Below are 23946 nucleotides of genomic sequence, written 5' to 3'. Positions count from 1 at the left end.
AGACGTCTAAATTATCCTTGACAAAGGCAGCGAGCTGTTGATAATTGGTGCATTTTTTCCTTGATACGATAGGTTTTCAATGTCTGTCCAAAATGTCGTGCTGTTTCAAGACAAGCCATTAAAGTTGGTTATGGGCGGTGAACTTTCGCCCGTTCAAGTGGCTTATCAAACTTACGGAACCTTGAATGCGGACAAAACCAATGCGGTGCTGATTTGCCATGCGCTTACGGGCGATGCGGAACCTTATTTTTCCAACAAAGAAAAGGACGGTTGGTGGCAAAATTTTATGGGTGACGGTTCGGCGCTTGATACTTCGCGTTATTTTTTTATTTGCTCCAATGTGTTGGGGGGGTGCAAAGGCACCACCGGACCTTCTTCCCTCAATCCTCAAACCGGCAAACCTTACGGCAGCCTGTTCCCGAATATCACCGTGCAGGATATCGTACACGTGCAAAAAGCGCTGATTGATTTTTTAAACATTCCCCATTTGAATGCGGTGATCGGTGGCTCTTTCGGTGGCATGCAAGCAACGCAATGGGGTATTGAATACCCGGACTTTGTCGATAATATCGTCAATCTTTGCTCGTCGATTTTCTTTAGCGCTGAAGCTATCGGCTTTAACCATGTGATGCGTCAAGCGGTGATTAATGATCCGAATTTTAATGGTGGCGATTATTATGATGGCGTTCCGCCGGAGCAAGGGCTTTCTATTGCGCGCATGCTCGGTATGCTGACTTACCGCACTGATTCGCAACTTGCCAAAGCTTTCGGGCGCGCTACGAAATCCGAAGGGCAATTTTGGGGTGATTATTTCCAAGTAGAATCTTATTTGACTTACCAAGGCAAAAAATTTCTTGAACGCTTCGACGCCAACAGTTATTTACATCTTTTACGCGCATTGGATATGTATGATCCGAGCCTTGGATATGCCGATATTAAAACAGCACTTGCTCGGATTAAAGCGCGTTATACCTTGATTTCCGTCACGACGGATCAGCTTTTTAAATCTGTCGATTTACATAAAAGCAAGCAACTTTTAGAACAAAGTGGGGTTGCGCTGACTTTTCATGAATTTCCGTCAATTTACGGTCACGACGCTTTTTTGGTGGATTATGACGCCTTTGAACAGTGGATTCGGGAAGGCCTAAGCGGAAAGGCAGGGGCGGTTGAAATTTGAATGCCCTAGTTTGCATTAATAAATAAATATTGAATATGTGACATTGTACGGGCTTGTATTCCTTTCTTAATTTATTCCTTTCTATTCTTCGTATCCTTAATTTTGCGGGGATAAAGTCGTTTCGTACAAGTCAAGTCGCTTTTGGGCACCGCATTGAACGCGCATTCCTTGCGCATAAAAAAATCCGCACCTTTCAATTTTTAGGGCGGATTATTTTTATTTTCAAAACACTAAGAATTTATTCTGCTTTCGCTACGACTTGAACGCTTAATTCTGCCAAAGCTTGCGGGTTTGCCACGCTTGGCGCTTCCGTCATCAAGCACGCCGCTGCCGTGGTTTTCGGGAACGCAATCACATCGCGGATATTTTCAGTGCCGGTTAAAAGCATGGTTAAACGGTCTAAGCCGAAGGCTAAACCTGCGTGTGGCGGTGTGCCGAATTTCAAGGCATCCAACAGGAAACCAAATTTCTCGCGTTGTTCTTGTTCGTCAATGCCCAGAATGCGGAATACGGTTTGTTGCATTTTCGGATCGAAAATACGTACGGAACCGCCACCCACTTCGTAACCATTGATCACCATATCGTAAGCATTCGCCACGGCACTTGTCGGATCTGCTTCTAATTGTTCCGGGCTGAAATCTTTTGGTGAGGTGAATGGGTGGTGCATTGCCGCCAAGTTGCCTTCATCATCACGCTCAAACATAGGGAAATCAATGACCCAAAGCGGTTGCCATTCATCTAAACGGGTTAAACCGAGATCACGACCCAGTTTCAAACGTAATGCGCCCATGGCATCTGTGGTAGTTTGCCATTTGTCTGCGCCGAAGAACAAGATATCACCGTTTTGTACTTTTACACGTTCTGCTAACGATTTCCATACGTCTTCATTTAAGAATTTCGCAATCGGGCTTTGCACGCCTTCAAGGCCCGCATTGATATCATTCACTTTCGCCCAAGCTAAACCTTTCGCACCGTAGATACCAACAAATTGAGTGTATTCATCAATTTGTTTACGCGTAATTTCGCTGCCATTTGGTGTGCGAATGACCGCCACACGACCGTTCGGATCATTGGCCGGACCTTGGAATACTTTGAAATCGACATCTTTCACGATATCTGCTACATCCACCATTTCTAACGGGTTACGCAAATCCGGTTTATCGGAACCGAAACGGTGCATTGCTTCCTGCCAGGTCATCACTGGGAACTTGCCTAAATCCACGCCGATAATTTCTTGCCACAAACTGTGCACCATACGTTCCATAATTTCACGTACTTCAGGCGCAGTTAAGAAAGAGGTTTCCACATCGATTTGGGTAAATTCAGGTTGGCGGTCTGCACGTAAATCTTCATCGCGGAAACATTTCACGATTTGATAATAACGGTCAAAACCAGACATCATAAGAAGCTGTTTGAACAGCTGCGGAGATTGCGGCAAGGCGTAAAACTTGCCTTTATGGACACGGCTCGGCACGAGATAGTCACGCGCGCCTTCCGGAGTCGCTTTGGTGAGCATTGGGGTTTCAATATCTAAGAAACCGTTGTCATCCATAAAACGACGCACAAAACTGGTGATTTTCGCACGAGTTTTCAAACGTTGCGCCATTTCAGGACGGCGTAAATCCAAATAACGGTATTTTAAGCGTTGTTCTTCAGTGTTGTTTTGGTTGAAGTCGAGCGGCAATACATCAGACGCGTTGTAAATGCGCAATTCTTTCGCTAACACTTCCACTTCACCAGTCGCCATATTTTTGTTGATTTGATTTTCCGGGCGGGCAATCACTTTACCTTTGATTTGAATGCAAAATTCGTTACGCAAGCCTGCCGCAGCGGTTAGTGCTTCTTGGAATTTCGGATCGAAACACACTTGCACGATGCCATCACGGTCACGCATATCAATAAAAATCAAACCGCCTAAATCACGACGACGGTGCACCCAACCGCTTAATGTCACTTCTTGACCAATATTTGTACGGTTTAACGCACCGCAATAATGTGAACGCATCATTTTTATATTCCTTTTTTCTAATTCAGAGATAAATTAACCGCCTGATTATACGGAAATTGCCGGGGCTTTTGAATTGGAAAGCGAAATTTATTTGCGCAGTGAAAAACTTTCTCTAAAATGACCGCACTTTTTTGCGCAGTTTATAAAAACCATGAACAAAGACACTATTTTCTCCGCGCCCATTGAAAAATTGGGCGATTTTACCTTTGACGAAAGCGTAGCCGAAGTGTTTCCCGATATGATCCAACGCTCCGTGCCGGGCTATTCCAATATCATTACCGCCATCGGTATGCTTGCCGAACGCTTTGTGACCGCCAATAGCAATGTGTACGATCTTGGCTGTTCGCGCGGTGCAGCGACGCTTTCCGCACGTCGTCACATTCGCCGACCTAATGTGAAGATTATCGGCGTAGATAATTCCCAACCGATGGTAGAACGTTGCCGTCAGCACATCGCGGCTTATCACAGCGACATTCCGGTGGAAATTTTATGTGATGATATTCGTCAGATTGATATTCAGAACGCTTCCATGGTGATTTTAAATTTCACTTTGCAATTTTTGCCGCCGCAGGATCGAGTAGCGTTATTGGAAAAAATTTATCAGGGTTTGAAGCCGAACGGCGTATTGGTGCTTTCGGAAAAATTCCGTTTTGCAGACGAACAAATCGACGAATTGCTGATTGACTTACATCATCAGTTCAAGCGCGCCAACGGTTATAGCGAGTTAGAAGTGAGTCAAAAACGCACCGCATTGGAAAATGTGATGCGCACGGATAGCATCGACACCCATAAAACGCGGTTAAAAAATGTCGGATTTGCTCATGTGGAACTGTGGTTCCAGTGTTTTAATTTCGGTTCGATCATTGCGATCAAATAAAACAGAACTTGAGTGCGGTGACAAAAAAATGCTGCAGTATGATGCGGCTGTTGCATAAGGCTAAAATTCTCCTCACGAAATAGCGCCGCATTGAAACCGGCTTCAATGCGGTGCTATTCGGCGACATAAAATCTGACTTACAATCTTGATGCTTTTATGCATTTGTTGCGCCATATCATTTTTTGTCACCTCATTGTTTCATTAAACCTTTCTACAACGGTTTCAAATCCTTATCCAGCAAACGGGCGAGCAATAAGATGCCATCTTTAAAACGGTATTCGGCATATTCCGCCTGCGCGTAATACTGTCCCTTACCTTCTGCGAAGAAATATTCCTGACTTGGCAATTTTGGCATCCGGCCGGCATTATTTATCGGCAAATACACGTCCGGCACGCAATCAAAAAAATCTGTCGGAATACGGCTTTCCACGCGGCATAAGGTGGCAATGCCCTGTTCGTTCTGATGAATTAAGGCATAAAGCCGTTTCGGGCGTTGTTTTTGCATGACATCGTCATCGTCACTCGTTTCGACCTCTGTGTTAGATTCGTTTAGTTGCGCGCGAATATCCGTCAAGTCAGTCAAAATGGCGTAACTGAGCGACATATAATCGCCTTGTATGAGAGAACGCGGATCGACCGGCGCAATTTCCAGCACCACCGGTTTTCCCGTCACTAGCACATCTTCAAACTGCCAAACTTTATAATTTAGCGGCAATAGCATGAAAAAAAGCGTACAAAGGGCAATCATCGGTTTGATTTTAGAAACGCCGGCAAAATTGACCGCACTTTTTGTTTCCTCTTGATGTTTTCGATGTAAATAAATTGCGCTCAAAGCAAATATCACGCCGAAAAACAATAATAAAAAAGCCTTATAAAGTAATGGGATAGATAACCAATAATAGTAAATGGCTAAATTAATGATGAGCGCCGCTAAGGCGATAAAAAATAAATATCGGTTCGCCACAAAATAGGCGAGAAGCCATAATGAAGCGAAAAATAAAATCGTCGGCTGCGCAATAAAACCAACGGTAAATAACGCCAAGACGCCGGCAATCGTCCATTTTTCTGCCGGCGACAAGGAGAAAAATCGGTTCATCAGCCCATAAACGCCAAGTGGCGCCAAGCAAACTAAAAATGAAATCAACCATGTGGCGCTTAATTTAGCCTTTGTAAATACGCCGTGGGTGATCACATTAAAAAAATCCGCAAACGTATTCACCTGCGGCAATTCATCGGCAACACCGTTAAAATTATCAGACCACGTTGAAGCGAAATGATACACGGAAAAGCCCCACAAATCGAAGACAAGGGCACCGAGGCTAAAAAGCAAAAACGCCCAGGCCAATGGAATGATTTGTGCGCGCACATTATCGTTTATTGACGGCAATCGCTGCGCCAAGAAGGCAAACACGGCGCCGAGCATGGAAAGAAAAATGAGCGGCGTTTGCAAGATCATCTCGACGGCGCTTAATTGCCACATAATAAGTACGGCGACAAGACTTAAAGTTTGTAACCAAATTTCTTTGCGTACGAAGTAAAAAATCGCTACGACTAAGGTGAACCATGCCGGCGCGGAAAAATTGAATCGTTCGATGGAATCGTAAGCAAAACGATCGAGTAATAAATAGCCGCCGAGCAGGCCATATCCCATCAAAAATAAAATACCGACGACAATTGACATCGGGCTGCCGGATTGAGGGTTCGCGCGATGCAACATCAATGCGGTGCCCAAAACGACAACTGATAAACCGGGCAAGGCGTTCTCCGGCTCGGAAAGATTCAAGGCTAAAACGAGCCACACAAGTGCGGTCAAAATGCCGGTTAAAATAGCCAAAATCAGCAGAAAAGATAATGCCCAAGGAAGATTTTTACGTTCGGGATAATGGGCTTTATATAATTGATACAACCGGATAATCGCCCCGACGGTCAACGCAAAAATCAGTAAGCCGTTCAATAAGGCGATGTCGAGGGAATCGATCCGATTAAAAAGCAACAAACCGAAGGCTACAATCATTGCGGTGGTGGTTGTGATTAAATTGACAAAATCAAAACGGTATCGCTGATAAAAATAAAACAATGCGGCTGCGGGGAGGGCGATCAGTAAAAAGGAATGAAACGGATAAAGCTCGAAAGGGAAGATAAGGTCGTAATATTCGCCAACAAAACGACTGCCGAAAAGATGAAGCAAGAGGAAAACCACCAGTATTTTCGGGAGCACGCGCCAGCGTTGATCGTGCAACTGACGAATAAAAATTTCGCTTAAAAGAAGTCCGATTGCATTTAGCACGATGCCGTAAATTGTTGCGTGCTCATAAAATCCATCAACGTTAAGCAGATATAACGTCAGATTGGTGGTGACGATAAGTAACAAGGCGGATGCCACATTTGGCAACAATAATAACCAAGGAAGTTGGCATAACGACCAAACGGCGAATAATTGCCAGGTATCGGCGCCCGTTTGGTAGGTTTGCCCGACCAAGGCCAAGGTGGCGCCGATAAGTACGGCGGCAATAAAGAAAAATGAGACAGAAAGCAACTTTAATTTTTCCTGTTCCAATCGACGACTTTCCCGCATAAAAAAATAACTGCCCGAAATAACCGAAAAAGCAAATACCGTTTGCAGTCCGTAAATTTTGGTTAAATCGGAAAAATAATCCCAATTGGCGGCAATAAAGGTTACGCTGCCGCCGTTTAAAAAGCCGACGCTTAAAAGCAAAAAAAGTAAATTGAGATAGCGGTGCCAGGATAGGGTAAACAAAGGATGGTGATTCATGGCTTTGATTTTCCTTGATAATTATTATGAATAAAAATTGGAGCTATTTTGCCAATGCTAAGAACAAAATGAAAGGGAAAGCGAATCGTTATTTAGATTTGGCAAGATAAGTTTGCTGATGTGACATTTAATTCGGATTTAATATATTTAATCCATAAAAAATCTGCTCCTTAGTAAGTCGGTGAGTCCGACTTTTATGGAGCAGATCATTTTGCGTTCTTCTATGTAATCAATTATTCCACTTTTACAATCCAGCCTTCCGGTGCTTCGATATCGCCGAATTGAATGCCGGTGAGTTCGTTGTAAAGTTTGCGGGTTATCGGGCCAACATCAGTTTCGGAATAGAAAACATGGAATTTCCCTTTGTGTTGAATACCGCCCACCGGTGAGATGACGGCTGCGGTACCACATGCGCCGGCTTCAGCGAATTGATCAAGTTGATCGATATATACATCGCCTTCAATTGCTTCCATACCTAAACGCTCTTTGGCGATATAAAGTAAGGAATATTTAGTAATACTCGGTAAAATTGATTTGGATTTCGGCGTAACGAATTTGTTGTCTTTAGTGATACCAAAGAAGTTTGCCGCACCCACTTCTTCGATTTTGGTGTGAGTTTTGGGATCTAAATAGATTGCATCTGCAAATTTACGTTCTGCCGAGCCTTCTTCCGCAGCTAATATGTGTGGCAGTAGGCTTGCCGCGTAATTACCGCCTACTTTTACACCACCGGTACCCATTGGCGCAGCGCGGTCGTATTCGGTCGTGATGAAATTGGAAGGCGCTAAGCCACCTTTGAAGTAGGCACCGACCGGGCAACAAAATACGGAGAAAATAAATTCAGGAGCGGCTTTTACGCCGATATTTTCGCCTACACCGATTAAAAACGGTCGTAAATATAAGGTGGCGCCAGAGCCGTAAGGGCCAAGCCATTCCTCGTTAGCTTTTACTACTTCTTTACACGCGCGAATAAATAACTCCGTTGGCACTTGCGGCATTAAAAGGCGATCCGCGGTGTGTTGCATACGTTTGGCGTTTTCTTGCGGACGGAATAAATTGATAGAGCCGTCTTTACAACGATAAGCTTTTAAACCTTCAAAACATTGTTGGCCATAGTGAAGTGCGGTTGAGCCTTCGTGAATATGTAAAATGTTATCGGTGGTGAGTTTACCTTCATCCCATTTGCCTTCTTTCCAATGAGCAATGAAACGATAATCGGTCTTGATATAACTAAAACCGAGGTTGCTCCAATCTAAGTCTTTCATTTTGCTTCCCTTATATTTGTTTTGAATGAAATGCCGGTTAATCTACACCATAATTTTTGGCATTTAAACCTTTAAACGGAAATTTTTTGTGATTTCTCAAAATTTGTGCGGTTATAAAGTTAAGGAAGAAAAACAGTGCGAAATATGTTAAAATTCAACGAAAAAAAAACGCCACTCGTAATGAGTGGCGTTTAACCAAAAGGTTGAAACAATATTATACAGGAAGTAAATAAGTAACTTAATTCGTTACTCACGTTCGGTTTCCCGAACTATATGCAAACACAACATCATACTTAAGTCCGAAACTCATTAACTAGTAAGGAATTACCAATCTTTAAGTATGCGTGCATTGTAGAAATTAGGCTCAGGAAGGACAAGTGATGTTTTTTTATTTGTAGAATTAGAAAAACTAATGTGAATTAACTCCCGAGCATTATAGAAGAAAAAATTATTTCTGGAAAGAATTATGTATAAACGTTTGCCTCCCTTGAATTCACTGAAATCTTTCGAATCCGCCGCAAGGCATTTAAGTTTTACAAAAGCCGCCGATGAACTTTTTGTGACTCAAGCGGCGGTGAGTCATCAAATTAAATTATTGGAAGATTTTTTAGGCGTCGAATTGTTTAAACGAAAGAATCGCGCGCTCGAATTAACGGAATTCGGCAAAACTTACTTTGCCGATATTAATAAAATTCTGCGTAAACTCAATGAAGCTACCGAGCGATTGCTGACCTTAAAAAATGACCCCCACTTAAGCATCAGCGTGCCGCAAACATTCGGTATTCAATGGTTGGTACCGCATTTAAGCGATTTCAATCGGCTTCACCCCGAAATTGAAGTGCGTTTAAAAGGGGTGGATCAAGACGAAGGTTTATTGAGCAAAGAAATTGATCTTGCTGTTTATTACGGTAAAGGTAATTGGCAGAATTTGCAGGTGGATCGCCTCGGTAAAGAAAATTTACTGATTCTGGCATCGCCGGAACTGTTGGCGAAAAATCCGATTTACACTAAGGAAGATTTAAAACACCACACATTAATTCACACGCATACACGTGATAACTGGCGCGCAATGGCGGACTATTTAGCGATTGATGAATTGAATATTCAGCAAGGTCCGTTGTTTAGCCACACTTTTATGGCGCTACAAGCTGCCATTCACGGACAAGGCGTAGCATTGGCCAATCGTTTGCTGGCGTTACAGGAAATCGAACACGGTTTATTGAAGGAGGTGTTACCAACGGATTTTCCCGATCCGAAATCTTTCTATGTGGTGAACCATCTCGATCGCCTTGATGACGAACAAATCCAAGCTTTCCGCCGCTGGATTATTGCGGCAATAAGAAAAGAAGAACATGAATAAATTAGCGTTATATTGTCGCCCTGGCTTTGAAAAAGAAACAGCGGCGGAGATCTCCGCGTTTAGCACCGCATTGGGCGCGTTGGGTTTTGCTCGCGTGCAAGAAAATTCCGGTTATGTGATTTTTGAATGTTATCAGCCGAATGAAGCGGATCGCCTAGCGCGCGAAATTCCTTTCAATCGATTAATTTTCGCCCGCCAACTGTTGGTGGTGTCCGATTTGTTGGAAAATCTTGATTCGTCCGATCGTATCAGCCCGATTTTAACTGCGTTTAACGCGCTTTCGGCGCAAATCAATTTCAGCCAATCCGTTGAGCTTTTTGTTGAAACGGCGGATACCGACGAATCGAAAGAACTTTCTACCTTCTGTCGCAAATTCACCGTGCCATTAAGACGAGCTTTAAAAAAACAAGGTTGGCTTGCCGCAGCATCAAATGTGACACACACTCGGTTTTCGCAGTGTTTTTTACATTGCTTTTTCATTAAACCGAATTGTTGCTATGCGGGTTATTCTTATGCAGATAATCATTCGCCGCATTTTATGGGCATTCCGCGTTTGAAATTTCCGGCCGCAGCGCCGAGTCGTTCGACGTTAAAACTAGAAGAAGCAATTTTAACTTTTATTCCGCGCAAAGAAGAAAGCAAACGTCTCAATGAAACAATGATCGGTGTGGATCTCGGCGCTTGTCCGGGCGGTTGGACGTATCAACTGGTAAAACGTGGTTTGTTCGTTTATGCGGTAGATCACGGAAAAATGGCGGAAAGTTTGCATGAAACGGGGCGAATCGAGCATTGTTCGGAAGACGGTTTTAAATTTCAGCCGCCGAAGCGCAAACAAATTCATTGGCTCGTGTGCGATATGGTGGAACAACCGAGCCGCATCGTGAATTTGATTAGTAAATGGTTGGTAAACGGTTGGTGCCGTGAAGCTATTTTTAATTTGAAATTGCCGATGAAAAAACGTTATCAAGAAGTAATGCAATGCTTGGAAACGTTATCGGATAAACTAACCGCGCAAAACCTTCGTTTTACTCTTCAAGCTAAACATTTGTACCACGACAGGGAAGAAATCACCGTGCATATCGCCCTAAAATAGGCGCTTCAATGCGGTGCTGTTGGAGAAGTTCGTTGAACGCGGCGTAGTTTACAAAATTTCAAGTAAGAAAAAAGCATCGATTTCATCGATGCTTTAAAATTTGGTTGCGGGGGCCGGATTTGAACCGACGGCCTTCGGGTTATGAGCCCGACGAGCTACCAAGCTGCTCCACCCCGCGTCTGACGGCCGGCACTATACGCCGTTCAAAAAATTTTGCAAGCCTTAAACAAAATTAAAATGCTCGATTGTTAAGAAAATAAACAAGGCGTTTATTTCTTCATCGTTTTAACGAAATAGGGCTAGTCCTTTCGGATAAATTTTGATAGCGTATGCGCCCTTCAATAATCAGAATTTATCGTCTTGGACGCGTTATGAAATCCCGTAAAAATTTTATTTTAAAAATCTTTTCCATCGTGGCGGTTGTCTCGATTTTGGCAGCTTGCGGCGGTTCGTCGAATAGCCGCGTATTGCATGGCAGCTCGCCTCTCTTAACGCCGACGGGCGACGATCCGCAAAAATTCGGCGCCAAATACGGTGGTCGTCATTATCAACAAGCGATGCTCGCACCGGTTTCCCGCGTAGAAAATCAAAGTGCGGTGATTAATCAAGGCGATTTTTTAACCCAACTTTCTAATGTGAAAGGTTATTCGGCCAAATTGGCCGAGCGTTTTTACGGCAATTACGAAAAAATTATCGGCTGGGTGCTTTCCGGTGCTGATGTTAATCAATTATCGCAATTTGGTATTCAGCCGCAAATTATGAAAGGTTTCGATGGTTATCAAAACGTTTTGATGACCGGTTATTATTCACCCGTGCTCCACGCGCGTCGTTCACCGCAAGGCAAATATCAACATCCGATTTACGCCATGCCGGTCAATAAGCGTTTCACTCGCCAGCAAATTTATAACGGCGCCTTGGCGGGGAAAGGCTTAGAACTGGCGTACAGCGATTCTATGTTGGATAACTTTTTACTCGGCGTGCAAGGTAGCGGTTACGTGGATTTTGGCAACGGCAATTTAAATTACTTTGCCTACGCCGGTCAAAACGGCTTTAAATATCAAGCGGTTGGCCGCTTATTAGTAGAAGACGGCGAAATTCCAAAGGAAAAAATGTCGATTCAGGCGATCCGTGATTGGGGCAAAGCCAATCCGTCGCGCGTACAAGGTTTGTTGGAACGCAATCCGTCTTACGTATTCTTCAAAAATGATCCGAGCGGTAAAGTAAAAGGCTCGGCCGGTGTGCCACTCGTGCCGATGGCGGCGGTGGCGTCTGATCGCAACCTTATTCCTTCCGGCACGGTGTTGTTAGTGGAAGTTCCGGATATTGACAATGATGGCAATTGGAAAGGCACGCATAAACTTCACTTAATGGTGGCGTTAGACGTGGGTGGTGCGGTGAACGGCCACCATTTCGACTTATACCGCGGCATCGGTGATGAGGCCGGCCATATTGCCGGACTTTCCAAGCATTACGGACGCGTTTGGGTGTTAAATTAATGGCTCGTGCAGATAATTACGAACAACGTTTTGGCGGTATCGGACGGCTTTATACGCCGGCAGGACTTGAACGCTTACGCCGCGCGCATATTTGCGTGGTCGGCATCGGCGGTGTTGGCTCGTGGGCAGTAGAGGCTTTGGCGCGTTCCGGGGTCGGTCAGCTTACTTTGATCGATATGGATGACATTTGCGTCACCAATATTAATCGCCAATTACCGGCGTTAAGCGGTAATATCGGCAAACTCAAAACGGAAGTGATGGCGGAACGCGTGAAGTTAATTAACCCGCAGTGTACGGTGAATATTATTGATGACTTTATTTCGCCCGAAAATCAAGCGGATTATTTAATTCGCGGTTACGATTACGTGATCGATGCTATCGACAATGTGAAAACCAAAGCTGCAATGATTGCTTATTGTAAGCGCCATAAAATCAAAATCATCAGTGTCGGCGGGGCAGGTGGACAAACGGATCCGAGTCAAATTCAAATTGCTGACTTAAGTAAAACCATTCAAGATCCGTTGTTAGCAAAAGTGCGCTCGGTTTTACGCAAGGATTTTAATTTTAGTCAAAACCCGCAACGCAAATTCGGCGTGGATGCGGTGTTCTCCACGCAACCGCTGATTTTTCCAAAAATGGCTGAAGGTTGTGCAGTTTCCGCGACCATGAATTGCGCCAACGGCTTCGGCGCTGCAACCATGATCACCGCCACTTTCGGTTTTTTCGCCGTGTCGCGCGTGATTGATAAAATATTGAAAAATTACCTCTCCGATAAAAACAACGTCTGATCAACCTCAAAAAAAAACAGTATTGACGATCGTTTTCAGCACCGCATTGAAAGCCCGTCAATCTTGGCTTGACGGCATTAATCGAGTTCCCACCAAATCAACGCCCATTTTTTCTGCCCGTGTGAAATTGGTTCGCCATTCGCTTGTTTTTGAACGTAAAAATGTTTTAATCCGGATTTTTCTTTTTCGGTTAGCGCGCCGAGGGAAAATTCGACGGAAGCCAATAAATCCTCGAAGGTTTCACCTTGAAAATGGCCGGATTGGGTTTCGATAAAGTTTAGGTTCGCTTGGAGGCCTTTTTGATATAAGCGGTTGAGTAAATAAATATAAGTGGGAAAGCCGATATCTTCGCGTTCAATGGCGGTAAAAACGCCTTCATCCAAAAAGTGGCGCTGTGTAACGGAAGTTAAAAAGACGCGTTTTTTCGCTTTGGCGCAAAGTTTGTCAATCATATCGTCTAAATCGTCAACTAAGGTCGAGCGCGATGCCAATACTACGTCCGCTTGTGGAATATCGTCCCAATTTTCTGACCAGGCGCGGTGAAATGTGGTGAGATTTAGCAAATTCAGTTCTTGTTTAAAGCGCGCCACACAGTCCAACATTCCTTGACTATAATCCAGCGCATAGACGGCTTGGCATTGTTGCGCCAGCGGTATTGCGAGGGTTCCCGGTCCGCAGCCAATATCAAACACGGTTTCATTGGCCTGTATATTGATGGCTTGTAACAATCGTTCGTTGTACACACTCGGTTTTCCCACTAAATTTTCTGCCATTTTCGCCGCCTTTTTATCCCATTTGGTGGGCGGTAGATTGAAATGATTACAGGCAATTAAATGCTGTCGATAAAGTTCGGCGAAGTCGATGTCGTAAATAGTCATTTGATTTCCTCTTATTTTACTCTTATTGTTTGGGGCGATGATTTAAGTGGCGGTGTAAAAGATCAGGCGAAATACGGTAGATTTTTGCCAAATTTTTTAGAGTTAGTAATTCTTCCTTTGGACCTTGTCGAAAGCCTAGCGTTTTATCTAGCACGACCACATTTTCAGCCAAATAAGCGGCTTGCTGCGGATTGTGCGTTGTGATAATTAAGGCAATTTGTTGTTTTTGTAGCTGTTTGATTTTTTCCAACACACGAATTTGATTGCCGAAATCGAGGCTAGAGGTCGGTTCGTCCATAATCAGTAATTTTGCCTGTTGGGCGATTGCTCGTGCGATCAGTACCAACTGTTTTTCGCCGCCGCTTAATTGATGGTAGTAGCGTTCAGCGAGATATTCGATTTCTAACTCTTTTAACGCGTTTAAGGCAACTTCCAAATCAATTTTTTTCGGTGTTTGATACCATTTTAAAAACGCTGAACGCCCCATTAATACTACGTCTTGCACTGAAAACGGAAATAAATGCTGATGGGCTTGTGGCACATAAGCCATGTGGCGGGCAAGTTCCGTCGCGCAGTAATGGGATAAAGCTTTTCCCCGCCAATAAATATTACCGGCAAGTGGCGGTTGCAAGCCGAGCAGAGTTTTCAAAAAGGTACTTTTGCCCGCACCGTTGGCGCCAAGCAAACAACAAATCTGGTTTTCCGCAAGGGTAAAATGAATATCTGAAATCAAGGTTTTCCCTTGATAGCCGATAGCCAAGTTTTGGGTTTCCAGCAGTGTCATTTTTGCCCTCGTATTAATAAATAAAGGAAAAATGGTGCACCGCAAGCAGAAGTTAAAATACCGAGCGGTAATTCAATGGTGGCAATAGTGCGGGCGAGTGTATCGGTGAGTAATAAGAATGTTGCGCCAAGTAGCAGAGAAGCGGGTAATAGCTGTATAAAATTCGCACCGACTAGTAAACGGGCGATATGTGGTATCAATAGTCCAACCCAGCCTATAATACCGGTCATTGCCACCGCACCGGCAGTACAAAGCGTGCTGAAAATAATCAAAATATAACGGGTACGCTTGATCGGCACGCCAAGGGTTTGCGCTTCTTCTTCATCCAAAGAGAGTAGATTTAACCGCCAGCGAAGCAAGAATAGCGGAATAATACCGAGTAACAGTATCGGAATGAGTTGCGCGAGATCTTGTTGGTTGATGGCGGTAAGACTTCCGAGCAGCCAAAACGTGATGGAGGGTAATTGTGTGAACGGATCGGCAAGAATTTTTAGTAACGAAATGCCGGCACCGAGTAAAGAACCGATGGCAATACCCGACAAAACCAGCACCAAAATCGGATCTTGAGTACGCCCGCGTGAAGCGATGAGAGAAACACAAAACACCGCTAAAATGCCGCCACTGAAGGCAAAAAGTTGGACGTAAATTATCGGCAAATTGTAGAAAATCGCCAAACTTGCACCGAAGCCTGCGCCCGCTGAAACACCCAAAATATCGGGGGAAACCAGCGGATTCTTAAACATACCTTGGTAAGTTGCGCCGGCACAAGCCAGCGCGGCACCAATTAAACAGGCAGCTACAATGCGCGGCAAACGAATTTGCCATAATATGATTTGTTCTGGCGAGCTTTGGCATTGTCGATTAAACGCACAAACAAGCATATCCCACAGTTGGTTGGGCGAAAGAGGATATTTTCCCGCATTTAAAGCCAATAAAATGCTGCTGAGCAATAGACCCGACAGCAATAGTAAAAAAAGATGCGGTGAACGCCTGATAAAGGAAATTTTCATTATTGTGGTTGAAACAGCTGCAAAGCTTGTTCTGTCGATAAATCAATGTGGTAGAACAGTTTGTAGAAATGTTGAATTTCCGGCACAAAACTTGCGTTATCTTTGCCACTTAATATGTGTTGTAACCAACGCACGCCTAATAAGCGGTTCAAACTTGGCGGAGAATCAATCCAACCAAATGGCGTATGCGGTACGAAAAAAATTTGTCGATTTTTGACTGCACTTAATTGCTGCCACTGCGGATTTTGCGCCACTTTTTTATAGAATTCGTCATATTGAGTGAAAATAATCTGTGGATCCCATAGCAAAAGTTGCTCCATGGAAACTTGCGTTAAACCTTTTTGTTCGCCCTCTGCTACATTTTTTAAGCCAACTAATTCTATTGCTTCGGTGTGAATTGAATTTTTCTGCCCGGTTTGTAATCCGTTGGCATTACGCGCTAAATAAGCGGTTTTTCTATGTTGTTTAGCAAAATCAACGGCTTGCCGCAATGTTTCTTCAGCATAGCGCGCTTGTTCTTCCGCCTGTTTTTCATTACCCAGCAATTTGCCCAAATAACGCAGTAAGTTCGGTGTTTCGCTTAGTTTGCCATCTAATAATAAATACGGCACTTGGGTTTGTGCGAAAGTGCGATCAGCTTGATCTTGATAATTTGCGGTAAGGTTGCCTACGTCAATAATCAAATCGGGCTTTAAGGCGACAATTTTTTCGCTAGAAAGTGTGCTGCCTTTGCCGGCAATTTTGCCTAAAGTCGGTAAATTTTTTAGTTCGCCGCTAAATAACACACCGGCTTTCGATTCCATGTTAAAGCCCGCAAAACCGGCTAATTTATTGGGGGCGATGGAAAGCAATAATACATCGCTTGGATTGCCCGCGCTGAGTACTTTTTCAATTTTATAGGATTCAGGCAAATTGCCTGCCCAATAACTTTGTTCCTGTGCGCTCACGATGCCCGTCAATAGGGCGCTCAATGCGGTGCTCAAAAGGATAAGCATTTTTTTCATTTTAGCTCCTTAAAAATACAGAACGGAGGAATTTTATAATAACGCTATATTTTTTTAAATATAGCGTAGAGAAAACCTCAGTTTTTTATTTATAATAGCGTTCATTATATATTTATTTATATTGCCTATTTACTGAAAAGAGATGATGTAATGAAGTTTGATGTGATTTATAAATTTGTACTGGTGTGGGGACTGGCCTTGAGTATTGCAATGTTGATTATTAGCGGAATGGCATTGTGGCAAGGTTTTGCTTTTCCTTATGCGTTAACGATTCACTTGTTTTTTGCCGGTTGTGCGGTGGCGGGCGTTGGGCTACATCTTTATAGTCGTAGGAAAAAATGGGTAAAAATTAATACGCAATTTATTGATTTTATTACTAAAAACCGTTATCCATCTTACTGCAATCTTGACCGCTTAATTATGACTTTTGAGCATTGTTCAATTCAACAAATTGCCGAACGGCTCAATCTTTCTCCACAAGTGTTATTGGCTGAACTTGCGCAAGCCAATATAACCTTTGCCGATTCTCATTGCACTTTGCGCGAAAATTTTCCCCTTAATGATGAAAAGATTTTTACGGTGATTACTATTGCGCTCAAAATGCGATTTAATCCTAACCTTTAAATTAACTGAAAAAGGATTTACTTATGAAAAAAACGCTGCTTTGCATTGCTATCGGACTAGCCTGTCACTCCGCCTATGCCGACGTTTTCGAACTCGGACAAATCGAGGTGATTGGCGATAAATCGACGAGTTTAAGTGCTGTCCGTATTGAACAGGCGGATTTGCAAAAAAATAATCAAACCCGCGTATCCGACACTGCGAAGACTACGCCGGGTGTGTTTTTAGATCGTAGCGGTGCACGTAATGAACATAATTTACTGGTTCGTGGCTTTGATTCCCGTCGTGTACCGGTTTTTATCGATGGTATTCCGGTGTATGTGCCTTACGACGGTAATATGGACATCGGTCGTTTCACCACCTTTGATTTATCCCGTATTGATATATCTAAAGGTGCCAGCTCCGTGCTATACGGTGCAAATACGTTAGGTGGTGCGGTTAATTTGATTACACAGAAACCCACTCAAGCTTTTGAAGGTGCCATCGGTTACGGTTTTGCTCACGGTAGAAGCGGTGGTACTGGCAGCAATCAAACTTATTTTAATTTAGGCACGAAACAAGACTATTTTTACGCTCAATTAAGTGGCTCTTTCCTTGAAAAACAAGGTCTGCAACTTTCTCGTCATTATCACCAAGTCAACCCGAACGGTGATAACGGCGGCCGTGCAGAAAATTCCGTACAACGGGATAAAAAATTGAGTTTGAAAGTCGCCTTTATGCCGAATAAAACCGATGAATACGCACTCGTACTTGCCACTCAAAAAGGTGCAAAACAATCTCCCCTCTATTCAGGTGAAGGTAGCTTTGCAAGATACTGGCGTTGGCCGATGTGGGATAAGGACAGTATTTACTTCTTATCCGGCACCGCATTCAACAGCCATAATCTCTACTTGAATACTAAGATCTTCTATGACTCATTCAAAAATGATTTGCGCGCTTTTGATAACGCCTCTTTTAACACGCAAAACAGACGTTCGAGTTTCAATAGCTATTACCGTGATTATTCTTATGGCGCTGGCTTTGATTTAGGCGGCGATTTAACGGAAAAAGATAGTTTGAAATTCTCCACAATCATTAAGTATGACGTGCACCGTGAACACGATAACAATGATCCGGTCGCGGTAGATAAAGACCGCACTTACAGCTTTGGTTTGGAAAATATTTATCGTTTTACGGAACGAACTAAATTGATTAGTGGTGTCAGTTACGATTATCGTCAATCTAACCGTGCGGAAAAATTTGAAAGTCGATGTGTTTCAAGTGGCCAAAATAATGTTATCTGCCCGTTTGATATCGGTAATAAACACGCGTTTAATTACCAAATTAAATTAGCACATAGTTTTGATCAGAATGACGAATTTGCCGTTGGTTTTGCTAAGAAGACCCGTTTTGCCACAATGAAAGAACGTTATTCCCGCGGTTTAGGCAGAAGTCCTAAAGTACCGAATCCGTTTTTAAGTCCGGAAACCGCCTATCACTATGAAGCCAGTTATATGCGGACTTTTGGTGATTGGTTAAGATTAGATGGAGCTTTATTCTATTCCGAAGTAAAAGATGCGATTAATGAAGCCAGCATTGCCCGTAACACGAATCAATTCCAAAACGTAGGCAAAGAAACTTTTAAAGGGGTTGAGCTTGCTGCAGCAATTTTTGCCACAGAAAATGTGACTCTGGGCGCAAACTACACTTATATGCGGGCAAAAAATAAAACCCAAAATAGTATCGTCACCGATATTCCGAAACATAAATTCTTTGCTTATATGGATTGGAAAATCGTACCAAATGTGTCGTTTTATGTTAGTCAGGAAGCGGAACACGGACGTTATTATCTAGATAGTGGCGATGCGGTCAAGCTTTCAGGCTTTGGCAATACTAATGCGAAAGTTACCTATAACGTGACCGATCGATTCACCGTGGAAGCAGGCGTTTCCAACCTGTTTGATAAAAACTACTATTATGAAGCGGGCTATCCGGAAGAAGGTCGTATGTTCTTTTCTAACCTTCGCTATAAATTCTAAAAAGTACAGTCAAAAAAGGCGAGTTTTACTCGCCTTTGCTTTTGGTTCAAATTAAAGTTTATTTCCAATTTTCCCGTTTAGCTTTTTGCAATTTTGCATAAGCGTTTAACAAGGCTTGATGTTCTTTAAAATTTTTCAGTTCTTCATCGCTTGATGGAAGGTTGTAGAACGGATTGCCGCCTTCGACGACCGCATTCCAAGCTTGCGCCACGGCCTCTTTACCGTACATTTTTTCAAATACGGTGCGATATTGTTTCGGAGTGCGTTTATCATCTAAATGCAATTCAATGATTGAAATTAATGCACGATAATAATTTACGCGTTCAGCACTGAATACGGAGCTGTTCATATTTAACGTCCAGTTCGCCCAATCAAGTGCAGGTTCCAATTCGCCTAAGGCAAGATACAGCATAGATTTTAATTCGCCCACGCGAAGCGTTGTCCAACCGCTGGTTTTTGGTGCAACAATACCGATAAATTCACGTATGCGAGTAGCGTCGTCAATATTTTGCGCATCAAGTTCTTCCAACAATTCCGCGTAAGTTTCAGCATTGTGATGCCAGTTTGGTAAATCCAGCAAAATTTCACGCCAATCCATGCCCATATTATTGTTGGCGTAAATAAGATCGTCTGCAGGATAAATATCAGACATCCCCGGCACGATAATACGGCAGGCGTATACGTCTAAATGGTTGTAATCCATAATGTACACTTCTTTATTTTCTGTACGGAAAATCGCCATTAAGTTTTCGTATTCTTGTTGCGTCGTACCGCTGAAATCCCAATCGGTAAATTCATAATCCGGCACTTGTTTGAACAGATCCCAAGATATTAAACCGCTGGAGTCGATAAAGTGGGTTTCAAGATTAGCATGATCAGCGACGTCTTCATTATTGAAAGAAGGTGGTGAAAACACATCCAGATCTTTCAAGCTACGGCCTTGTAAAAGCTCGGTTACGGTGCGTTCTAATGCCACTTGGAAATTCGGATGCGCGCCGAAAGAAGCAAAGCACGTACCGTTATTCGGGTTCAGTAATACCACGCAAATTACCGGATATTTGCCGCCGAGCGACGCATCAAAAGCATAAATCGGGAAACCTTCTTCTTCTAATTTTGTGATGGAAGCTTGAATAGACGGATAACGTGCCATCACCTCTGCAGGAATTTGCGGCAAGCTAGTAGCTTCAGCGATAATTTTGTTTTTCACATAACGTTCAAACACTTCCGAAAGCCCTTGCACACGCGCTTCGAATTTGGTGTTGCCGGCAGACATCCCGTTCGACACATAAAGATTGGCAATAATGCTTTGTGGAATATAAATGGTTTGCTCGTCCGATTGGCGCACATAAGGCATCGCCACAATGCCACGAGCATAATTGCCGGATTGCAAATCAACCAATAATTCCGGCGTAAGTTCTTGATTCGGATCGAAATAGTCAAGCAAATAATCGTCTAAAATGCCTTTCGGTAATAAAGCGTCGTCTTCAATCGGAAACCATTTTTCGTTTGGATAATGTACGAAATCACCGTTGGCGATTGCTTTTCCCAAATAAAAATCCGCAAAGAAATAGTTAGTGGATAAACGCTCAAAATATTCGCCAAGCGCCGAGGCCAGCGCCGCTTTTTTGCTTGCGCCTTTGCCGTTGGAAAAACACTGCGGACAATCTTTATCGCGAATATGCACTGACCATACATTCGGTACCGGATTTAACCATGAGGCTTCTTCAATATGAAAACCCAGAGCGGTTAATTTTTGTTGAAATTTTGCAATGCTATCCTCTAATGCCGCGTCTTTGCCGGGAATAAAAGTTTGTGCTGTCATAGCGAATCCTTAAACAGAGAAAAAAGTGCGCCGCATAATAGGGGAGAATGGAAGGTGAGGCAAGGCAATTATGCATTTGTCTTAAAGGCTTCCGTAGGTTGTAAAAATATCGGTATTGTTGTTCGCTCTTTTTCAGTGTTAAAGGTAAGCGGATAAGTGCGTTTTTGTGCCACGATAAGGATTAAAGGCGAAAATAAGTGGGCGCGTCGGCCTGTAATAGACAGATTTTGTCGCTCAAGAATTTCAAAATTAAGCAACTCCAACCAATCGATAATGCGCCAAGTCGAATATCTGCGGAATGGAAACTCGCCAAGTTTATTTTTGCAAATCAGTAAACTTAACGGATTGAACAAGGAGAGAAATAACCAACCGTCATCAGCGAGTACACGATGAACCTCGCGCAAAACCTGATGAGGATCTTGGGTGAAATTTAAGCAATTTGTCAAAAAGACTGCATTTATTTCTTGTTGAATAAAAGGTAAGGCGGTAAGTTCGGCTTGTATGAAAGAATCGTTCGGGGTCAATGCGGTGCTATTTGGCAATGTCTTTTCACTTAACAAAATTTGATGGCGCATCGGTAAGTTTGTCGTCACTTCCGTGCTTAAGGCGCCGAGTTTTAAAATTTGATATCCGCCGATTTTTGCCAGCCAAGGCGCTAAAGCGACTTCCAATGCGCTACAATAGGCTTTGCCTTGCGGTAACTGTCGCCAGCTTTGCGGGGCACAGAAAGGCTTGGCCGATTTTGCGTGCCATTTTACATTCCATCGAATCATCATTTCATTTCCAAACAAAAGAGGATTTATGTTAGTTGCTTTGCCAGCCTTGAACGATAATTACATTTGGCTTTATCAACGTGAAAATTTACCGCTTATTATTGTCGATTTGCCCGAAACGGACAAGCTGTTTGCATGGCTTGATGCGCATGATTATGCCGTCAATGCGGTGCTGTTGACGCACCTGCATGACGATCACACTCAAGGGGTGGCGGCTTTTCGCGCGCGTTATCCTGATGTGCCGATTTATGGTCCTGAAGAATGTGCCGAAAAAGGCGCGACAGTGATTGTTAATAAGGGCGAGATCATTACGGAAAACTACCGCATTGAAGTTTTGCCTACCGGCGGGCATACGGCGCAGCACTTGAGTTTTTTAGTGGACGGGCATCTATTTTGCGGAGACGCGTTATTTTCTGCCGGTTGCGGCCGTGTGTTTAGCGGCGATTACGCGCAAATGTTTGAAACTTTGCAACGTCTTAAAATGTTACCGGACGATACCGTCATTTGTCCCGCGCATGAATATACTTTAGCGAATTTAGCGTTTGCGAAAATGGTGATGCCGGACAATGACGCAGTCAAAAATCAGATAATTCGGGTGGAAACCTTGCGTGCTCAAGGCAAACCGAGTTTACCGACTACGCTACAGCTGGAAAAAATGATCAATCCATTCTTACGGGCAAAAACGCTTGAAGCGTTTATTGCACTTCGTAAAGCGAAAGATGTGTTTTAATTTTTTTACCTTATTCTGCCACAATTATGGCGTGGTATTTGCTCAACGCGCCATAATTCATTAGAATGGCGCCAATTTTTTATCGGATATTTCTGCCGCACTTTTTAGATGCGGTTATTTTTACATCAACCATGACCCTTCTTGTTCTCGGCATTAATCATAAAACGGCATCGGTTTCGGTGCGTGAAAGAGTCGCTTTTTCAGCAGAAAAGCGTCTGTTTGCCTTGCAACAAATTCAGCAACAAAACCTTGCCGAAGGCGCGGTGATTCTTTCTACTTGCAATCGCACAGAAGTATATTTGCACCATCGACAAATTTCGCCACAAGAATGCGATAAATGGCGTGAAAATATCGAACGGTGGTTTGCGGAGATTCACCGGATTCCTTTGGCAGAATTGATGCCGAGTATTTATGCGCATCAAAATCAACACGCGGCGAATCATTTAATGCGCGTAGCGTGCGGATTGGATTCGTTGATTTTGGGCGAACCGCAAATTTTGGGGCAAGTGAAACAAGCTTTTCAAATTACCGAAGAATTTTACCAAAACGCCCAAGTACCGCTTTCTACCGAGCTTTCGCGCTTATTCCAAAAAACCTTTTCGACAGCCAAACGTGTACGTACCGAAACCAATATTGGCGAGAGTGCCGTTTCTGTGGCATATGCGGCTTGCAGTTTGGCGCGTCAGATTTTCGAATCTTTACGCACGCTGAATATTTTACTGCTGGGCGCGGGTGAAACCATTGAATTGGTGAGCCGTCATTTATTGCGTCATGGTGTAAAAAAATTAATGATAGCCAACCGTACTTTAAGTCGGGCGGAGCGATTAGCTGAAAAATTGGCTTCCGATACGCCGATTGAGGTGTTTGGTTTAGATGATTTTAGCACCGCATTGGAGCAAGCTGATATCGTAATTAGTTCTACCGCCAGTCCGAATGTGTTGATTAGCCGAGAAATGGTGAAAGTCGCACAAAAGAAACGCCACAACGCGCCGATGTTGTTAGTAGACATTGCGGTGCCGCGCGATATTGAGGAAAGCGTGGAAAGTCTCGACAGTGTGTATCATTATACGGTGGATGATTTACAGGATATTATTCAATCTAATTTAAACCGCCGCGAACAAGCAGCAGAGCACGCTCAATCCATTATTACAGAAGAGTGTCGGGATTTTTTTGAGTGGATCAAAGTGCGCCAATTTTCCAATTTGATCAAAAATTATCGTCAAAATGCGGAAGCGATACGCCAAGATTTACTGAAAAATGCGCTGCAACACTTGCAACAAAGCGATAATGCAGAGGCGGTATTGCAAGAATTGAGTTATAAATTGATGAACAAACTTATTCACGCACCAACGCAAACTTTACAATCTATGATGAAAACGGGTAACGCAGAAGGCTTACATTCGTTTTCTAATGCCCTAAAGCTTTCCCATCCTTTAGATGAAAAAACTCTTTAAAATTCTAACCGTACT

Annotated in this window: 19 protein-coding genes and 1 tRNA gene; 10 read left to right on the top strand and 10 right to left on the bottom strand. The window is 43.4% G+C overall.

Annotated features, from left to right (window positions below; genetic code table 11):
• The first annotated feature begins 79 nt into the window (after nucleotides 1–79).
• On the top strand, nucleotides 80–1177 hold the full coding sequence (locus AB3F25_RS05960) for a homoserine O-acetyltransferase (RefSeq protein ID WP_373602956.1): 1098 nt from the start codon (nucleotides 80–82) through the stop codon (nucleotides 1175–1177).
• A 238-nt stretch (nucleotides 1178–1415) separates the two neighbouring features.
• Here the strand turns inward: AB3F25_RS05960 and aspS are convergent, their stop codons facing one another.
• The gene (aspS, locus tag AB3F25_RS05955; protein ID WP_373602955.1) at nucleotides 1416–3185 is read right to left on the bottom strand and encodes an aspartate--tRNA ligase; all 1770 of its coding nucleotides are present in this window, start codon (nucleotides 3183–3185) and stop codon (nucleotides 1416–1418) included.
• Nucleotides 3186–3336: 151 nt separating this feature from the next.
• Between aspS and cmoA the strand changes: the two genes are divergently transcribed.
• A complete protein-coding gene (gene cmoA / locus AB3F25_RS05950) occupies nucleotides 3337–4062 on the top strand; it encodes a carboxy-S-adenosyl-L-methionine synthase CmoA (protein WP_373602954.1) in 726 nt (241 codons plus the stop codon).
• 211 nt (nucleotides 4063–4273) lie between these two features.
• On the opposite strand, the gene AB3F25_RS05945 is transcribed toward cmoA, so the two are convergent.
• Both AB3F25_RS05945 and AB3F25_RS05940 read right to left on the bottom strand, forming a co-directional pair.
• Nucleotides 4274–6835, bottom strand: coding sequence for a GDYXXLXY domain-containing protein (locus AB3F25_RS05945; RefSeq protein WP_373602953.1), 2562 nt, complete (start codon nucleotides 6833–6835; stop codon nucleotides 4274–4276).
• Nucleotides 6836–7068: 233 nt separating this feature from the next.
• Nucleotides 7069–8127, bottom strand: a complete 1059-nt coding sequence (locus tag AB3F25_RS05940) for a branched-chain amino acid aminotransferase (protein ID WP_373604342.1) — start codon at nucleotides 8125–8127, stop codon at nucleotides 7069–7071.
• 439 nt (nucleotides 8128–8566) lie between these two features.
• Here AB3F25_RS05940 and AB3F25_RS05935 point away from each other — a divergent pair, with 439 nt between their 5' ends.
• Nucleotides 8567–9460, top strand: a complete 894-nt coding sequence (locus tag AB3F25_RS05935; RefSeq protein ID WP_373602952.1) for a transcriptional regulator GcvA — start codon at nucleotides 8567–8569, stop codon at nucleotides 9458–9460.
• On the top strand, nucleotides 9453–10553 hold the full coding sequence (rlmM, locus tag AB3F25_RS05930) for a 23S rRNA (cytidine(2498)-2'-O)-methyltransferase RlmM (protein ID WP_373602951.1): 1101 nt from the start codon (nucleotides 9453–9455) through the stop codon (nucleotides 10551–10553). Before AB3F25_RS05935 ends, rlmM begins: the two co-directional genes overlap by 8 nt.
• A gap of 101 nt (nucleotides 10554–10654) precedes the next feature.
• On the opposite strand, the gene AB3F25_RS05925 is transcribed toward rlmM, so the two are convergent.
• Nucleotides 10655–10731 (bottom strand) — tRNA-Met (locus AB3F25_RS05925).
• Between the two features lie 193 nt (nucleotides 10732–10924).
• Between AB3F25_RS05925 and mltA the strand changes: the two genes are divergently transcribed.
• Nucleotides 10925–12049: a murein transglycosylase A gene (mltA, locus tag AB3F25_RS05920; protein ID WP_373602950.1), complete on the top strand. Its 1125-nt coding sequence runs from the start codon at nucleotides 10925–10927 to the stop codon at nucleotides 12047–12049.
• On the top strand, nucleotides 12049–12837 hold the full coding sequence (gene tcdA / locus AB3F25_RS05915; protein WP_373602949.1) for a tRNA cyclic N6-threonylcarbamoyladenosine(37) synthase TcdA: 789 nt from the start codon (nucleotides 12049–12051) through the stop codon (nucleotides 12835–12837). The genes mltA and tcdA overlap by 1 nt, the downstream gene beginning before the upstream one ends.
• A gap of 77 nt (nucleotides 12838–12914) precedes the next feature.
• Here the strand turns inward: tcdA and AB3F25_RS05910 are convergent, their stop codons facing one another.
• Genes AB3F25_RS05910 through AB3F25_RS05895 form a run of 4 tightly spaced genes read right to left on the bottom strand, consistent with a single transcriptional unit; the run spans nucleotide 12915 to nucleotide 16513 of the window.
• Nucleotides 12915–13715 carry a class I SAM-dependent methyltransferase gene (locus AB3F25_RS05910; protein ID WP_373602948.1) on the bottom strand — a complete coding sequence of 267 codons (801 nt, stop codon included), beginning with the start codon at nucleotides 13713–13715 and terminating at the stop codon, nucleotides 12915–12917.
• A gap of 22 nt (nucleotides 13716–13737) precedes the next feature.
• A complete protein-coding gene (locus AB3F25_RS05905) occupies nucleotides 13738–14499 on the bottom strand; it encodes an ABC transporter ATP-binding protein (RefSeq protein WP_373602947.1) in 762 nt (253 codons plus the stop codon).
• Nucleotides 14496–15509: a FecCD family ABC transporter permease gene (locus AB3F25_RS05900; protein WP_373602946.1), complete on the bottom strand. Its 1014-nt coding sequence runs from the start codon at nucleotides 15507–15509 to the stop codon at nucleotides 14496–14498. Before AB3F25_RS05900 ends, AB3F25_RS05905 begins: the two co-directional genes overlap by 4 nt.
• The gene (locus AB3F25_RS05895) at nucleotides 15509–16513 is read right to left on the bottom strand and encodes an iron ABC transporter substrate-binding protein (RefSeq protein WP_373602945.1); all 1005 of its coding nucleotides are present in this window, start codon (nucleotides 16511–16513) and stop codon (nucleotides 15509–15511) included. Before AB3F25_RS05895 ends, AB3F25_RS05900 begins: the two co-directional genes overlap by 1 nt.
• 150 nt (nucleotides 16514–16663) lie before the next feature.
• On the opposite strand from AB3F25_RS05895, the gene AB3F25_RS05890 reads away from it, so the two are divergent.
• Both AB3F25_RS05890 and AB3F25_RS05885 read left to right on the top strand, forming a co-directional pair.
• Nucleotides 16664–17137 carry a hypothetical protein gene (locus tag AB3F25_RS05890; protein WP_373602944.1) on the top strand — a complete coding sequence of 158 codons (474 nt, stop codon included), beginning with the start codon at nucleotides 16664–16666 and terminating at the stop codon, nucleotides 17135–17137.
• A gap of 23 nt (nucleotides 17138–17160) precedes the next feature.
• Nucleotides 17161–19152, top strand: a complete 1992-nt coding sequence (locus tag AB3F25_RS05885; RefSeq protein WP_373602943.1) for a TonB-dependent receptor plug domain-containing protein — start codon at nucleotides 17161–17163, stop codon at nucleotides 19150–19152.
• A 58-nt stretch (nucleotides 19153–19210) separates the two neighbouring features.
• Here AB3F25_RS05885 and ycaO read toward each other — a convergent pair whose 3' ends face one another.
• Nucleotides 19211–20974, bottom strand: a complete 1764-nt coding sequence (gene ycaO / locus AB3F25_RS05880) for a 30S ribosomal protein S12 methylthiotransferase accessory factor YcaO (RefSeq protein WP_373602942.1) — start codon at nucleotides 20972–20974, stop codon at nucleotides 19211–19213.
• A gap of 68 nt (nucleotides 20975–21042) precedes the next feature.
• Nucleotides 21043–21750 (bottom strand): class I SAM-dependent methyltransferase, encoded by a 708-nt coding sequence (locus AB3F25_RS05875; protein ID WP_373602941.1) that lies wholly within the window; start codon nucleotides 21748–21750, stop codon nucleotides 21043–21045.
• A 25-nt stretch (nucleotides 21751–21775) separates the two neighbouring features.
• Here AB3F25_RS05875 and gloB point away from each other — a divergent pair, with 25 nt between their 5' ends.
• Together gloB and hemA are read left to right on the top strand one after the other, a co-directional pair.
• Nucleotides 21776–22477 carry a hydroxyacylglutathione hydrolase gene (gene gloB / locus AB3F25_RS05870; RefSeq protein WP_373602940.1) on the top strand — a complete coding sequence of 234 codons (702 nt, stop codon included), beginning with the start codon at nucleotides 21776–21778 and terminating at the stop codon, nucleotides 22475–22477.
• Nucleotides 22478–22608: 131 nt separating this feature from the next.
• Nucleotides 22609–23931 (top strand): glutamyl-tRNA reductase, encoded by a 1323-nt coding sequence (gene hemA / locus AB3F25_RS05865; protein ID WP_373602939.1) that lies wholly within the window; start codon nucleotides 22609–22611, stop codon nucleotides 23929–23931.
• Nucleotides 23932–23946 lie beyond the last annotated feature (15 nt).

It is taken from the genome of Aggregatibacter sp. HMT-949, from assembly GCF_041734645.1.
Lineage (GTDB): Bacteria > Pseudomonadota > Gammaproteobacteria > Enterobacterales > Pasteurellaceae > Rodentibacter.
Note: the sequence above shows the minus strand (reverse complement) of the source record. Positions and strands in the feature narration are given on the sequence as shown.

Coding starts and splice junctions, on each gene's coding strand:
- AB3F25_RS05960 (WP_373602956.1), top strand. CDS start 80: ATGTCTGTCCAAAATGTCGTGCTGTTTCAAGACAAGCCATTAAAGTTG.
- aspS (WP_373602955.1), bottom strand. CDS start 3,185: ATGATGCGTTCACATTATTGCGGTGCGTTAAACCGTACAAATATTGGT.
- cmoA (WP_373602954.1), top strand. CDS start 3,337: ATGAACAAAGACACTATTTTCTCCGCGCCCATTGAAAAATTGGGCGAT.
- AB3F25_RS05945 (WP_373602953.1), bottom strand. CDS start 6,835: ATGAATCACCATCCTTTGTTTACCCTATCCTGGCACCGCTATCTCAAT.
- AB3F25_RS05935 (WP_373602952.1), top strand. CDS start 8,567: ATGTATAAACGTTTGCCTCCCTTGAATTCACTGAAATCTTTCGAATCC.
- rlmM (WP_373602951.1), top strand. CDS start 9,453: ATGAATAAATTAGCGTTATATTGTCGCCCTGGCTTTGAAAAAGAAACA.
- mltA (WP_373602950.1), top strand. CDS start 10,925: ATGAAATCCCGTAAAAATTTTATTTTAAAAATCTTTTCCATCGTGGCG.
- tcdA (WP_373602949.1), top strand. CDS start 12,049: ATGGCTCGTGCAGATAATTACGAACAACGTTTTGGCGGTATCGGACGG.
- AB3F25_RS05910 (WP_373602948.1), bottom strand. CDS start 13,715: ATGACTATTTACGACATCGACTTCGCCGAACTTTATCGACAGCATTTA.
- AB3F25_RS05905 (WP_373602947.1), bottom strand. CDS start 14,499: ATGACACTGCTGGAAACCCAAAACTTGGCTATCGGCTATCAAGGGAAA.
- AB3F25_RS05900 (WP_373602946.1), bottom strand. CDS start 15,509: ATGAAAATTTCCTTTATCAGGCGTTCACCGCATCTTTTTTTACTATTG.
- AB3F25_RS05895 (WP_373602945.1), bottom strand. CDS start 16,513: ATGAAAAAAATGCTTATCCTTTTGAGCACCGCATTGAGCGCCCTATTG.
- AB3F25_RS05890 (WP_373602944.1), top strand. CDS start 16,664: ATGAAGTTTGATGTGATTTATAAATTTGTACTGGTGTGGGGACTGGCC.
- AB3F25_RS05885 (WP_373602943.1), top strand. CDS start 17,161: ATGAAAAAAACGCTGCTTTGCATTGCTATCGGACTAGCCTGTCACTCC.
- ycaO (WP_373602942.1), bottom strand. CDS start 20,974: ATGACAGCACAAACTTTTATTCCCGGCAAAGACGCGGCATTAGAGGAT.
- AB3F25_RS05875 (WP_373602941.1), bottom strand. CDS start 21,750: ATGATGATTCGATGGAATGTAAAATGGCACGCAAAATCGGCCAAGCCT.
- gloB (WP_373602940.1), top strand. CDS start 21,776: ATGTTAGTTGCTTTGCCAGCCTTGAACGATAATTACATTTGGCTTTAT.
- hemA (WP_373602939.1), top strand. CDS start 22,609: ATGACCCTTCTTGTTCTCGGCATTAATCATAAAACGGCATCGGTTTCG.